At 68.7% G+C, this 12,641-nt stretch carries 11 protein-coding genes and 1 pseudogene; 2 read left to right on the top strand and 10 right to left on the bottom strand.

The window, feature by feature from the left end:
• Positions 1-138: 138 nt before the first annotated feature.
• From AB0N89_RS31330 to AB0N89_RS31360, 7 genes are all read right to left on the bottom strand, one after another.
• Positions 139-1,182 carry an LLM class flavin-dependent oxidoreductase gene (locus tag AB0N89_RS31330; protein ID WP_364211917.1) on the bottom strand — a complete coding sequence of 348 codons (1,044 nt, stop codon included), beginning with the start codon at positions 1,180-1,182 and terminating at the stop codon, positions 139-141.
• Positions 1,179-2,756, bottom strand: a complete 1,578-nt coding sequence (locus AB0N89_RS31335; RefSeq protein WP_364211920.1) for an ABC transporter ATP-binding protein — start codon at positions 2,754-2,756, stop codon at positions 1,179-1,181. Before AB0N89_RS31335 ends, AB0N89_RS31330 begins: the two co-directional genes overlap by 4 nt.
• Positions 2,753-3,568, bottom strand: coding sequence for an ABC transporter permease (locus tag AB0N89_RS31340; RefSeq protein ID WP_364211923.1), 816 nt, complete (start codon positions 3,566-3,568; stop codon positions 2,753-2,755). The genes AB0N89_RS31335 and AB0N89_RS31340 overlap by 4 nt, the downstream gene beginning before the upstream one ends.
• Positions 3,561-4,511: an ABC transporter permease gene (locus tag AB0N89_RS31345; protein WP_364211926.1), complete on the bottom strand. Its 951-nt coding sequence runs from the start codon at positions 4,509-4,511 to the stop codon at positions 3,561-3,563. The genes AB0N89_RS31340 and AB0N89_RS31345 overlap by 8 nt, the downstream gene beginning before the upstream one ends.
• Complete coding sequence (locus AB0N89_RS31350; protein ID WP_364211928.1) at positions 4,508-6,115, bottom strand: ABC transporter substrate-binding protein; 1,608 nt, start codon at positions 6,113-6,115, stop codon at positions 4,508-4,510. The genes AB0N89_RS31345 and AB0N89_RS31350 overlap by 4 nt, the downstream gene beginning before the upstream one ends.
• A 224-nt stretch (positions 6,116-6,339) precedes the next feature.
• Positions 6,340-6,978 carry an HNH endonuclease family protein gene (locus AB0N89_RS31355; RefSeq protein ID WP_364211930.1) on the bottom strand — a complete coding sequence of 213 codons (639 nt, stop codon included), beginning with the start codon at positions 6,976-6,978 and terminating at the stop codon, positions 6,340-6,342.
• A gap of 192 nt (positions 6,979-7,170) precedes the next feature.
• The gene (locus AB0N89_RS31360; protein ID WP_364212050.1) at positions 7,171-7,761 is read right to left on the bottom strand and encodes a hypothetical protein; all 591 of its coding nucleotides are present in this window, start codon (positions 7,759-7,761) and stop codon (positions 7,171-7,173) included.
• A 145-nt stretch (positions 7,762-7,906) separates the two neighbouring features.
• On the opposite strand from AB0N89_RS31360, the gene AB0N89_RS31365 reads away from it, so the two are divergent.
• Positions 7,907-9,193: an adenylosuccinate synthase gene (locus AB0N89_RS31365; protein ID WP_364211933.1), complete on the top strand. Its 1,287-nt coding sequence runs from the start codon at positions 7,907-7,909 to the stop codon at positions 9,191-9,193.
• Positions 9,194-9,277: 84 nt separating this feature from the next.
• Here AB0N89_RS31365 and AB0N89_RS31370 read toward each other — a convergent pair.
• Positions 9,278-9,712, bottom strand: a pseudogene (locus tag AB0N89_RS31370) (OsmC family protein).
• An 82-nt stretch (positions 9,713-9,794) separates the two neighbouring features.
• Here AB0N89_RS31370 and AB0N89_RS31375 point away from each other — a divergent pair.
• Positions 9,795-10,730: an LLM class F420-dependent oxidoreductase gene (locus AB0N89_RS31375; RefSeq protein WP_364211936.1), complete on the top strand. Its 936-nt coding sequence runs from the start codon at positions 9,795-9,797 to the stop codon at positions 10,728-10,730.
• A gap of 77 nt (positions 10,731-10,807) precedes the next feature.
• On the opposite strand, the gene AB0N89_RS31380 is transcribed toward AB0N89_RS31375, so the two are convergent.
• Both AB0N89_RS31380 and AB0N89_RS31385 read right to left on the bottom strand, forming a co-directional pair.
• Positions 10,808-11,863, bottom strand: a complete 1,056-nt coding sequence (locus AB0N89_RS31380) for a patatin-like phospholipase family protein (protein ID WP_364211939.1) — start codon at positions 11,861-11,863, stop codon at positions 10,808-10,810.
• A gap of 21 nt (positions 11,864-11,884) precedes the next feature.
• On the bottom strand, positions 11,885-12,628 hold the full coding sequence (locus tag AB0N89_RS31385; RefSeq protein WP_364211942.1) for a FadR/GntR family transcriptional regulator: 744 nt from the start codon (positions 12,626-12,628) through the stop codon (positions 11,885-11,887).
• Positions 12,629-12,641 lie beyond the last annotated feature (13 nt).

Consider the following 12,641-nt stretch of genomic DNA (forward strand, 5'->3'; position numbering starts at 1 on the left):
ATCTCCCCACACACCACCCCCGGCCCCCCCCGGGCCCCCCCGCTACCGCGGCCGCGAAAGCCACTTTCGGGACATCAGACGTCTCGAAAGTGGCTTTCGCGACAAGCCCGGGGCAGGTGTCGTGAGTGGCAAGTGTCGTTAGAACGGCACTTGCCACTCACGACCCGGCAGCTCTTTCCGCACGACCGGGATGACGTCGGACGCGAAGAGCTCCAGGACGTCCCGCGCCTCCCCGGATGTCAGGCCGTCGACCGAGACCGCCTGCACCTCGTGCCCGAACGACGCGTGGTAGTCGCCGATCTTGTCGATCACCTGCTCCGGGCTCCCGACCAGCGCGGAACCGCCTGCGATCTTGTCCTCCAGCGTGGTGAACTCCGACTTGTTGTGCTGATACGCGGGCGTCTTCGTCAGTGCCTCGAAATACGGCCGGTAGCCGTCCAGCGCTTCCTGCGAGGTCTTGGCGACGTACAGCCCGCCCGCGCCCGAACCGACGAGCGCGTCCGCCGGATCGTGTCCGTATTCAGCCCATCGCCGCCGGTAATGGTCGATCAGATCGGCGTACTTCTTCTTGGGGTGGAAGCCGTTCGCGGTGAACAGCGGGTCGCCGAACTTCGCCGCCAGCTCGGTCGAGTCGGTGCTCGACGCGCTCCCGTGCCAGATCCGCGGCCGCGCGTGGAACGGACGCGGCTGCGTCGTGGCGTCCGTCAGCGGCGCGCGGAACTCGCCCTCCCACGTCACACCCTCCTCCAGGAACAGCTTGCGCAGCAGGGCGAACTTCTCCGCCTGGTACTCCCACTGCCGTTCCTCTTCGAGCCCGAAAAGCGGGAAATGCCGGGGATCGTTGCCCTTCCCGATCATGAGTTCCAGCCGTCCGCCGGAAAGCTGGTCCAGCGTCGCGTAGTCCTCGGCGACCCGGACCGGGTCGAGCACGCTGATCACGGTGAGCGTGGTCAGCAGCCGGACGCGGCGCGTGCGTTCCGCGACCGCCGCCAGGATCACGGGCGGCGCCGAAGAAAGGAACGGTTCGCCGTGCCGTTCGCCGACGCCGTACGCGTCGAATCCCAGTTCCTCGGCGAAGATCGCTTCGTCGACGACTCGGCGCAGGCGTTCGTGCTGGGTGGGCGTCACGCCGGTCACCGGGTCGGGATGATTGGCGACGAGGGAGAAGAGCCCGAACTTCATCGTGCCTCCAACGGTTTCCGGCCCGGGATCGCGGCAAGCAGCTCCCGGGTGTAGTCCGCGCCCGGCCGTTCGAGGACGTCCTGCGCCGGGCCGATTTCGACGAGCTCGCCGCCACGCAGCACACCGACGGTGTCCGCGATCTGGCGGACCACGGCGAGGTCGTGCGAGATGAACAGGTAGGTCAGGCCGAGTTCGTCCTGGAGGTCCGCGAGCAGCCGCAGGATCTGCGCCTGCACCGAGACGTCCAGCGCGGACACGGGTTCGTCGGCGACGATCAGTTCCGGGCGCAGGGCGAGCGCCCGCGCGATCGCCGCCCGCTGCCGTTGCCCGCCGGACAGTTCGGCGGGTTTGCGCTTCAGCGCGGAAGAAGGCAGCGCGACCTGGTCGATCAGTTCCGCCGCCCGCGCCCGGCGTTCCGCCTTCGTGCCGACGCCGAACGCCCGCAGGGGCTCGGCGACGACGTCCTCGATGCTGAACTTCGGGTTCAGCGACGCGTACGGGTTCTGGTACACCAGCTGGAACCGGCGCCGCAGCCGTCGCAGTTCCTCGCCGCGCACCGAGGTGATGTCCTGGCCATCGAACTCGACGACGCCGTCGGTCGGCGTCTCCAGCCGCAGGATCATCCGCGCGGTGGTCGACTTGCCCGAACCGGATTCGCCCACCAGCGCGAGTGTCCGCCCGCGTTCGACGTCGAAGGAAACGCCGTCGACGGCGCGGATCGCGCCGAAGGTCTTGCCGAGGCCGCGGACCGAAACCAGGACGTCGGACGACGGCGGTTTCGGCACCCTCAGCGGCTTGTCGGAGAGGCTGGGCGCGGCGGCCAGCAGGTCCCGGGTGTACGTCCGCGTGGGAGCCGAGAGGATCTCGCCGGTCGTCCCCTCCTCGACCACTTTGCCCTGGGACAGGACCACGATCCGCGACGCCCGGTCGGACGCGACGCCGAGGTCGTGGGTGATCAGCAGGACGGCGGTGCCCGCTTCGGCGGCGAGTTCTTCGAGATGGTCGAGGATCTGCCGTTGCACGGTGACGTCGAGCGCGCTGGTCGGCTCGTCGGCGATGATGAGTTTCGGCCGTCCGGCCAGCGCGGCGGCGATCAGCGCGCGCTGGCGCAGCCCGCCGGACAACTCGTGCGGATACTGCCGCGTCCGTGCCTCCGGATCAGCGATTCCGGCCTTGCGCAGCAGTCTCACCGCCTCCGCGCCGGCTGTGCGCTTGTCCGCGAGGCCGTGGATCAGCAGCACTTCGGCGACCTGGTCACCGATCCGGTGCACGGGGTTGAGCGAGACCGTCGGATCCTGGGGGACCAGGGCGATCTCGCGGCCGCGGACGGAACGCCAGCCGCGGTCGGAGAGTTTCGCCAGGTCACGGCCGTCGAAGGTGATCTCGCCGCGATCGATTCGCCCACCGCGCGGCAGCAGCCCGATCGCCGCGTGCGCCGTCGTGCTCTTGCCGGAACCGGACTCGCCGACCACGGCGACTATCTGTCCTTTGTGGACGTCAAGATCGACGCCGTCCACCGCGGGGACGTTCTTGTAGGAAACCGCGAGATCGCGGATGGTCAGCAGGGCGCTCACCGCTCGTCTCCTTCGATCGCTCGGGACAGCCGGTTCGCGGACAGCACCACGGCCGCGACGGTGAGTCCGGGGAAGGTCGTCATCCACCAGGCGGTGGCGAGGAAGCCGCGGCCGCCCGCCACGAGCGAGCCCCATTCCGGGGTCGGCGGGGTGGCGCCGTAGCCGAGGAAGCTGAGCGCCGACACCTCCAGCACCGCCGTGCCGAAGGTGAGCGTCGCGAGCGCGAGCACCGGGCCGAGCGCGTTGGGCAGGACGTGCCGTCCGAGCACCCCGGTCCAGCGCACGCCGCCCGCGCGGGCGGCCTCGACGAACACGCCGCTGCGGACGCGCAGGACCTCGGCGCGCATCAGCCGGGCGAATTGCGCGAGATTCGCGACGCCGACCGCGATCGCGATGTTGGTCGTCCCGAAGCCGAGCGCGGTGACCAGCGCGAGCGAGAGCAGAATGGACGGGATCGCCAGCAGGACGTCGACGCAGCGCATGATCGCCGAATCGAGGGCGCCGCCCCGGAAGCCGGCGAGCAGGCCGAGCGCGGAACCGGCCACGAGCGCCACGAGCACGGCGATCACGGTCGCCTGCAACGAGAGCGCGGCGCCGTGGACCACCCGCGCGAAGATGTCCCGCCCGGTTTCGTCGGTGCCGAAGAGATGCGCGAGCGAGGGACCCTGCATCTTCTCGGCGGGGACGCCGGCGAGCGGGTCCTGGCCGGTGAACAGCCCCGGGACGACAGCGGCGAGCAGCGCGAAGGCGAGGACGGCGACCGCGAGGACCAGGCCCGGCCGCCGCCGGGTGCGTACGAGAACGTCAGGCATCGGTCGTCTCCCGGTGTCGGATCCGCGGGTCCAGCAGCGGGCAGATCAGGTCGACGAGCAGGTTGATGACCACGAAGACCAGCGCGGCGAGCACGATCACCGCCTGCACCACCGGGATGTCCTGCGCGGTGACCGCCGACGACGTCACCCGCCCGAGGCCGTCCCGGGAGAACACCGTCTCGGTGATCACCGAACCCGCGATCAAGTTTCCCGCGACCACCCCCGCGATGGTCAGCGTGGGCACCGCCGCGTTCCGCAGCAAATGTCCGAAGTGGACTCGCAACCGGCTTGCCCCCTTCGCCAGCGCGATCTCGGCGTAAGGCTCGGCGAGCTGCGTGCGGAGGCTCTTCGCCAGCACCTGCCCGATGATCGCGCCGGTCGGGATGGCGAGGGTGATCGCGGGCAGGATCAGCGACTCGAAGCCGTTCGACCCCAGCGCGGGCACCAGCCTGAGCTGGAAGGAGAAGAACTGGATGAGGACGAGCCCGACCCAGAACGGCGGCAGCGAGATCCCCAGCGGAGGCAACGCGAGCAGCGCGTTGCCGAGCCAGCGATGCCGGGTGACGGTCCCGGCGATCGCGATCCCGCCGCCGAACAGGATCGCGAGCACCAGGGCGAGCCCGGTGACCGCGAGCGTCGGCGGCAGGGCCGAGACGACCATGCCCGTGGCGTCGTCCCCGGTAGAGATCGAGCGGCCGAAGTCGCCCTGCAGCGCGGCGACCAGCCGTTTCCCGTACTGCAGCGGCACCGGGTCGTCGAGTCCGTACTCCGCCTTCGCCGCGGTCAGTTGCTCCGGCGTCAGCGAAAGCCCGGCCTCACCCCCGCCGAGCTTCGCGCTGACCGCGTCGCCCGGCAGGAGGTAGAGGATCACGAACGACACCGTGAACGCGGCCCACAGGACGAAGGCCGCCTGCAGGATCCGGCGGACCAGGTACCGCTTCACGAGCCGGACACCCAGGCGTCGAACAGCTGGAGCCGGGACGAGGCCTCGAAGCCGACGCCGTGCGCGTTCGGTCCGTGCGCCAGCACCTGGGTCAGCTCGAACACCGGCGCCGAGTAGCCGTGCTCGATGATCGCGCGCTGCGCCGCCTCGGCCGCGGGCTTGCGCTTCGCCGGGTCCACAGTGGACGATTGCGCGGCGAGCGGCGCGTCGACCGGGTTGTCCGCGGGGAGCTTGCTGCGGTTGTTCGCCTTGGTGGAGAACAGATTGCGCAGGATGTCCGGATCCGCGCGGGTGGTGTTGTACCAGAGGTACTCGTAGTCGCCGCTCTGCGTGATCTGCACGCTCTCGGCCGTCGTGCGCTGCTCGATCTGGAGATCGAAGCCGATCTTGCGCAACTGCTGCTGGACGAGTTCGAGCACGCTCTTGTTCTGGTTGAACACCAGCGAGAAGACGACCTTCGCGGTCAGGCGCCGGCCGTTCTTCGTGCGGATTCCGTCGGGACCGGGCGCCCAGCCCGCGCTTTCCAGCAGCGACTCCGCCCCGTCCGGATCGTAGGCGAGCAGCGGGGAAAGGTCGGTGTGGAACGGGGTCGCCGAGCCGAGGATACTGGTGGCGGGCTTGTAATTCTGCGTCAGCACGGTGTTCGTGACCTCAGGCCGATCGATGCCCTTGACCACCGCCTGGCGGACCTTCTCGTCGGTGAGCACGCCCCTGGTGACGTTGGCCTGCAGGTTGAACACGATACCCGGGTTCGGCCGGGTGGGTTCGGTGAAGCCGTTACCGGTGAACTGCGGTTCGTCGACCGGCTGGACGTCGGTGATGGCGTCGAGCTGAGCGGAGGCGAGACTTCCGGTGCGCACACCGGGTTCCGGCACGATCTTATAGGCGATCTTGTCGAGGTACGCCTCGCCCTGGTGCTTGAACAGCGACGAGCCCCAGTGGTAGCCCTTGCGTTTGGCGAGGACGATTTCCTGGTTCTGCTTCAGGCTTTCGAAGACGAACGGACCCGAGCCGATCAGGCCGTCACCCTGGCATCGCTGATCGGCGGTCTTCTTGTACGCGGCGGGCGCGAGGACGCCGAGCGACATCGTCGAGCTGGCCTGCAGGAATTGGGCGCTGGGAACGGAAAAGTCGATCTTCACCGTTTTCGGGTCGACGACCGTCGTGCCTTTGTACACGGCCAGGTAACCCGAGCCGAGCTGGGATTTCGGGCCCAGGGCCTTGATCGCGTCGAAGCTGGTCTTGACCGCCGCGGCGTCGACGGGACTGCCGTCGGAGAAGGTCGCGCCGTCGCGCAGGTGGAAGGTGAACGCGGTCGAATCCGCGTCGCTCTCCCACTTTTCGGCCAGCCACGGCTTGATCTCGCCGGTGGCGGGATCCTGGTCGGTCAGCGAATCGACGAGCTGACGGCCGACGTTGAGCGAGGCGTTGGTGCCGACCTGTTGCGGGTCCACGCAATCCGGGCTCGACGAGATCCCGAGGCGCAGCGTGCCACCGGGTTTGGGCGGTCCGGCGTCGGCACCGGTCGCACCGCCGGCGGAGGAGCAGGCGGTGAGGACGAGCGCCGTGAGCGCGAGCAGGGAAGTGGCGGTGGTACGGGACACCGGGTGGCCTCCAGCGGGGAACGGGGCGCTTGTCTTGGAACAGCACTGCTGCTTGCGCCGACCCGATTCACGCTAATCACGGCCTTGAGCCCCGCCCACATGCTGAGCCCGGCTCCCACCCCGCGAAACGTCCCATGATTCCGCTTGACAGCCCCAAAAGTCCGTGAAGGCCTCCTTGAGGGACTCTGGGTCCCTCAAGGAGGCCTTCACGGAACGACCAGGTTTCAGCAGCGGTTGAGCATGTCGGTGAGCGCGGTCTTCTCCGCCGACTTGATGGTGAGCTTGTACTTGTACTTCACCGTGGTCCACATCTTCGCGTAGGTGCACCAGTACCCGGTGGACGGCGGCTTCCAGGCGTCCGGCGACTTGTCGCCCTTCTCCTGGTTGACGTTGTCGGTGACGGCGATCAGCTGCGGCGCGCTGAGGTCGTTCGCGAACGCCTGCCGCTGCGCGGTGGTCCACGAAGACGCGCCGGTGCGCCACGCGGCCGAAAGCGGGACGACGTGGTCGATGTCCAAATCGGACGCGGCGGTCCAGGTGGCGTCGTCGTACGGGCTGAACCAGCTGCCGGACACGGCGGCGCAGCTGCTGTCCTGCTTGACGTTCGTGCCGTCCCGCTTCAGCACGACCTCACGGGTGTTGCAGCTGTTGCCCTGGTCGGCCCAGTGCGGGAACTTGTCGCGGCTGTACCCGCTCGACGAACCGTCCGGCTTGACGGTCAGCCCGGCGAGCTGGGTCTTGGCGGTCGCGGTCGACGGGATGCCCGGGGGCGTCGCTTCGGCGACGCCGACCACGCCCGCCGAGACGATCGCCGAGACGGCGAGGACGGTGAAGGAGCGACGAACAGCAAGCGCAGTTGGCATATTGCTGCCTCCGTGTCAGGTTTGGGGACCTGGTCACCATGAGGCACGGATATGACCCACGCAACACCATCGGATGACACTCTGCTGGCTGTTCGTGAACGGAGGGTGTCACGAGCAGGTCGGACGCGGTGTACACCGCCGAAAAAGTTTCGGAAAGTCCAGCTGAAGGTTCTGGGCCGAACGGACTAGGCCCTAGACCAGGCCGCGGACCAGCCGGAGGTCCTCGGTGTGCCGGTACCAGGTCCAGCGGCTCATCGCGCGCGGATGGACGACGCCGTCGCTGCTCGGGCGGGTCGGGATGCAGCCGAGCTGGAACGCCCGCGCGTACTGCGTCGTGGGCCGTTTGAAGAGCGTCCCCTTGGTCACGCGGACCATCAGCCCCGGCCCGCTCACGTCCGGCTCGACCTCGATCGAGCGCGCGGGCCCGCGCAGGACGGTGTGCTCGTCGCAGTAGGCGACCCCGCGGATCATGCCGACCACGCCCCGGCCGACCAGCACACCGCCGGTGTCGTCGCGGATCAGCGGCACCGGGTCGACCTCGCCGCGCAACGCGAGCGCGAGGGCGCGCAGCGGCTGGGTCGGCAGGCTCCAGATGCGGGCGACGTCGGAGTCCGATGAGGACGGCACGAAGCCGAGCGACACGCCGGAGAGCTGTTCTTTTCGTAACAGCCGGAGCGCGACGGCCGCGAGATCGGCGTCGGTGCCCGCGACCACGAGACGATCGTGTTCCCCCAGCAAGGGGTCGATATCCGCCTTGCCGGGACGGCTCGGGACGCGCACCATCTCGACGTCGTCGATCTCCGGGAGTGTGGGCTCGCCCTCTGGACAGACCACCACTATTCCGCGCACCCGAAGGCCCTCCGTTACGCTCATGCACCGGCATTTACCAGCGCCAAAACCATCAGTCGCCGAACACCTGGAGTGTCACATGCCGGCCATCGTGCTGATCGGGGCCCAATGGGGGGACGAGGGCAAGGGCAAGGCCACCGACCTGCTCGGCGACCGCGTCCAGTGGATCGTGCGTTACCAAGGCGGTAACAACGCGGGCCACACCGTAGTCCTTCCCGACGGGCAGAACTTCGCCCTCCACCTCATCCCGTCCGGGATTCTCACGCCGGGCGTCACCAACGTCATCGGGAACGGCGTCGTCATCGACCCGGGCGTGCTGCTCGACGAACTCGCCGGGCTGGAAGAACGCGACGTCGACACCAGCAAGCTGCTGATCTCCGCCGACGCGCATCTGATCATGCCGTACCACGTCGCGATCGATAAGGTCACCGAGCGTTACCTCGGCAGCCGCAAGATCGGCACCACCGGCCGCGGCATCGGCCCCTGCTACCAGGACAAGATCGCCCGCGTCGGCGTCCGCGTGCAGGACCTGCTCGACGAGAAGATCTTCCGGCAGAAGGTCGAGTCGGCCCTGGAGTTCAAGAACCAGGTGCTGGTCAAGGTCTACAACCGCAAGGCCCTCGACGCGGACCAGGTCGCCGACGAGGTGCTGGCCGCGGGCGAGAAGTTCGCGCACCGCATCGCCGACACGCGCCTGCGGCTCAACCAGGCCCTCGAACGCGGCGAGACCGTGTTGCTCGAAGGCTCGCAGGGCACGCTGCTCGACGTCGACCACGGCACCTACCCGTTCGTGACGTCGTCGAACCCGACGTCCGGCGGCGCGAGCGCGGGTTCGGGCATCGGCCCCGGCAAGATCACCACCGTGCTGGGCATCCTCAAGGCCTACACCACCCGCGTCGGCTCCGGCCCGTTCCCGACCGAGCTGGACGACGAGTCCGGCGAGTACCTGCGCAAGCAGGGCGGCGAGTTCGGCGTCACCACCGGCCGCTCGCGGCGCACCGGCTGGTTCGACGCGGTCATCGCGCGTTACGCGGTGCGGGTCAACGGCATCACCGACTACTTCCTCACCAAGCTGGACGTGCTGTCCGGGCTGGAGAAGGTGCCGGTGTGCGTCGGCTACGAGGTCGACGGGTCGCGCACCTACGACATGCCGATGACGCAGACCGACGTGCACCACGCGCTGCCGATCTACGAAGAGCTGCCGGGCTGGTTCGAGGACATCTCGGGCTGCCGCACCTTCGAAGAGCTGCCGGCGAACGCGCGGGCGTACGTCGAGCGGCTCGAGGAGCTTTCGGGCGCGCGGATCTCGGCGATCGGCGTCGGTCCGGGCCGGGAACAGACGATCGTGCGGCACGAGTTCGTCTGACGGTCGCGGTCTCCCCGGCCTCACGTGTGTCATGAGGGGTCCCCATAGGACGTTTTCCGTCCCATGGGGACCTTTCATGACATCTCAGGCGAGCGAGGTCTTCACCGGAGTCGGGTTCCGGAACAGGCCCAGCCCGCTCAGCTTGACCGAAACGCGTACGTCCCCGAAGCCCGGCCGGGTCTCCGAGAACCCGAAGAACCCGTGCAGGTCGATGTCGCCGTCGACGGTCACCTTCACGCCTTCGAGCGGCACATCGAGCTTCGCCGCCCAGAACTGCTAGGTGATCACCTGGCACGAGCCCAGGGCGGCGAGCGCGTATTCGACCGGGTTCGCCGCGGTGTCGGTGCCGCCGAGCGCGGCGGGCTCGTCGACGGTGAACGAGTGGTCGCGCACCCGCACGTCCACCTGGGTCGCGGTCCCGGGATTCAGCGCGTTGGCGACGCTGAACGAGACGGCGGCGTTGCGGGGATCGGCGTCGACGGCGGTCTTGGTTCCTTCGATGACGTCGGTCAGCGACATGGGGGCTCTCCGGGATCGAGGGGGCGTGATCCCAGCTGGTGAACGGCGAAATATCCCGTCGACAGCGCGGTTAGCGTTGAACATGACCATCGGAGTGGCACTCCCGTCCGGAGACACCGCGGACGCCGTCAACATCGTCGACGAACTCATCACGCAGACCCGGCAGGCCGCCGACGCGGGCCTGACTTCGGCCTGGTTCTCCCAGCAGATGGAGCACGACGCGATCACCGTCGCCGCTCTCGCCGGCCGCGCCGTCCCGGGGATCACCGTCGGGACCGGCGTCGTCCCGATCTATCCCCGGCATCCCCTGCTGATCACCGGTCTCGCCCAGACCGCGCAAGCCGCCACCGGCGGCCGGTTCGTCCTCGGGCTCGGAACCGGCGCGAAGAACTGGCTCGAACCGGCGTACGGCATCGAATACCCGTCGCCGATCAAGCACCTTCGCGAGTACCTCACGATCCTTCGCCAGGTGTTCGACGGCGGCGAAGTCGAGCTCGCGGGTGAGACTGTCAGCGCGCACGCCAAGGGCTTCGCGGCTTCGCTCTCGGTCGCGGGCTCGTCGGACATCCCCGTGATCATCGCGGCGATGGGGCGGCAGGCGCTGCGCGTCACCGGCGAACTGGCCGACGGCACGATCCCGTTCCTCGCCGGGCCGAAAGCCCTGTCCGGGCTGATCGTCCCGGAGATCACCAAGGCGGCCGCCGGCCGTCCGGCGCCGCGGATCATCGCGATGGTCCCGGTGGTCGTGACCGACGATCCCGACGCCGTCCGCGCGACGGTCGACAAGCAGTACGCGTTCTTCCGCGACATCCCCTCCTACCGCGCGGTGTTCGACGCCCAGGGCGTGGATTCCGCCGGTGAGCTGGTGATCGCCGGGGACGAGGAGACCGTCGCCGCCGAGATCCGGCGCTACTTCGACGCCGGGGCGACCGAGGTCGTCGCGACCCAGAGCGGCATCCGGAACAGCGAAGAGCGGCTCCGCACCTGGCACGTCCTGGGAGACCTCGTGAAGCGCTAGTCCGTCAAGTGTCAGGAAAGGGTCGTTCAGGACGTTTTTCGTCCTGAACGACCCTTTCCTGACATCCGGGGGAGCGCTCAGCCCACGCCGGAGGACGGGAACGGGAACCCGCCGGGAGCGGCCGCCTCGGGATCGACCCACTTCCGCATCCCCGCGTCGCACGCCGCGTAACCCCAGTTGATCAACCGCTCCTGCAGCACTTCCGGCATCTTCGTCAGCCGCGTCGGGGTTTCCGCCAGCGCGTGCGTGACCTCGACGGGTGCCTTCAGCGCGTTCTCCAGCTGGAAATTCTCGAGGTTCACGTAGGAACCCCAGTAGGCGCCCGCGAAATCCTTCTCCACATACGATTTCAGCAGCGCGCCCCGCCGCAGTTCGCGGACCTGGTTGTCGATCACGTCGAGGACGCGCAGCAGCTGCCGTCCCCAGTCGCGTTTGACCTTCGGCTCGACCTTCATCCGCTTGCCCGCGTCGCTGACCAGCACCGTCGCGTGTCCTTCGACCGGGTCCAGGCCGAGGTTGTCGTAGACGCCGGCGTCGCTCAGCACGATTTTGCGGCTCGTCTCCTCCGACAACGGATCGCGGAGCACCACCGGCGACAACATCGGCGGGAACGCCGAGGACGCGGCCACCGCGGTCGCGAGCGGGATGTTCCCGTGCGCGCCGTTCTGCCGGAAGAACCACCACAGCTCGCCGTCCTGCAGGTTCGTCGCGGTGAAGACGAACTGCGGACCCTCGGGGTCCAGTTCCTTGAGGCAGCAGTCGCCGAACAGGTGTTTCGCGTACACGCGCGCGAGTTCCTCACCGGCGCTCCGCCACGGAATCGCCATGGCCCGCAACGTAACCGGGATGTCGAGCCTCGTGCGCGCCAGGTTTCGGACCGGCACGACGACCTCGTCGTGGAAGTTGCCCGCGACACCGTTTCCGAATTTCAGCTCCGACCACGCGTGCGCGAGCGCGCCCGCCGCGATCGAACCGCCCGAGACGCTGGAGAACGTCGAGATCTTCGACAGCCAGCCGAGTTCGTTGAGCCGCCACAGGGCTCCGGTGTGGAACAGCATCGCGCGATAGCCGCCGCCGGAAAGCGCCAGGCCGACGCCTTGGCGGGGGTTCGCAGGCTCCGTCGCATCCCCCATATGAGCGAGTGTAGGGGTGGGTCAAGCAAGCAGGGGCAACAGGAGACGGCGTTGGCCTTCCGGTACGTATTCCGCGTAGTTGTCGTAGAGCGCCTGTTTGGCCAGCCGCGACGCGCGTTCGCCGTCCGAATCCCGGATCGCTTCCAGCACCTCTTCGTGATGCGTGAGCCAGTTGCGCATCAACGCGGTCCGGTCGTCGGCGTGCTCCAGTTTGTCCTCGATGAGTTCCAGGACGACGCCGCGGACGACTTCGCCGCTGATCACCAGCAACGGATTCCCCGTCGCGCGGGCGATGGCCTCGTGGAACGCGACGTCCGCGTGGGAGAACTCCGCGAATCCCCGCGAGACGCCCGCGCGCATCGCCTCCAGCGCCGCGTCCAGTTCGGCGAGATGCTCCTCGGTCCTGAGCTGCGCGGCGAGCAGATGTGCGGAACCGTCGAGCACCATGCGGAACTGCAGGAGTTCGGACAGACCGAGGTGGTCGGCCCGCGCCAGCCGGTGCATGGACCGGTGCAACGCGGCGGGTGAGGCGGCCAGGACCTCGGGGCCGCGCGGATCCCCGGGCCGCGAGCGGATCATTTCCGCCGCCTGCAGCACCCGCAGCGCTTCCCGCACGGTCGAGCGGCCGACGTCGAACTGGACCATCAGCTCGCGTTCGCTCGGCAGCCGGTCACCGGGTTTGATCCGGCCGCTGAACACGGCTTCCTCGATCTGTTCGACGACGCGCTGGTACGCGCGGACAGGGGCGACCGGCTCGAATTCCATCTTGACCCTGCCG

This window comes from Amycolatopsis sp. NPDC089917 (assembly GCF_040684635.1).
GTDB lineage: Bacteria > Actinomycetota > Actinomycetes > Mycobacteriales > Pseudonocardiaceae > Amycolatopsis.

Bases quoted from the DNA above. Each gene is read 5' to 3' on its own strand.
- AB0N89_RS31330 (WP_364211917.1), bottom strand. From the start codon at position 1,182: ATGAAGTTCGGGCTCTTCTCCCTCGTCGCCAATCATCCCGACCCGGTG.
- AB0N89_RS31340 (WP_364211923.1), bottom strand. From the start codon at position 3,568: ATGCCTGACGTTCTCGTACGCACCCGGCGGCGGCCGGGCCTGGTCCTC.
- AB0N89_RS31355 (WP_364211930.1), bottom strand. From the start codon at position 6,978: ATGCCAACTGCGCTTGCTGTTCGTCGCTCCTTCACCGTCCTCGCCGTC.
- AB0N89_RS31360 (WP_364212050.1), bottom strand. From the start codon at position 7,761: ATGGTGCGCGTCCCGAGCCGTCCCGGCAAGGCGGATATCGACCCCTTG.
- AB0N89_RS31365 (WP_364211933.1), top strand. From the start codon at position 7,907: ATGCCGGCCATCGTGCTGATCGGGGCCCAATGGGGGGACGAGGGCAAG.
- AB0N89_RS31375 (WP_364211936.1), top strand. From the start codon at position 9,795: ATGACCATCGGAGTGGCACTCCCGTCCGGAGACACCGCGGACGCCGTC.
- AB0N89_RS31380 (WP_364211939.1), bottom strand. From the start codon at position 11,863: ATGGGGGATGCGACGGAGCCTGCGAACCCCCGCCAAGGCGTCGGCCTG.
- AB0N89_RS31385 (WP_364211942.1), bottom strand. From the start codon at position 12,628: ATGGAATTCGAGCCGGTCGCCCCTGTCCGCGCGTACCAGCGCGTCGTC.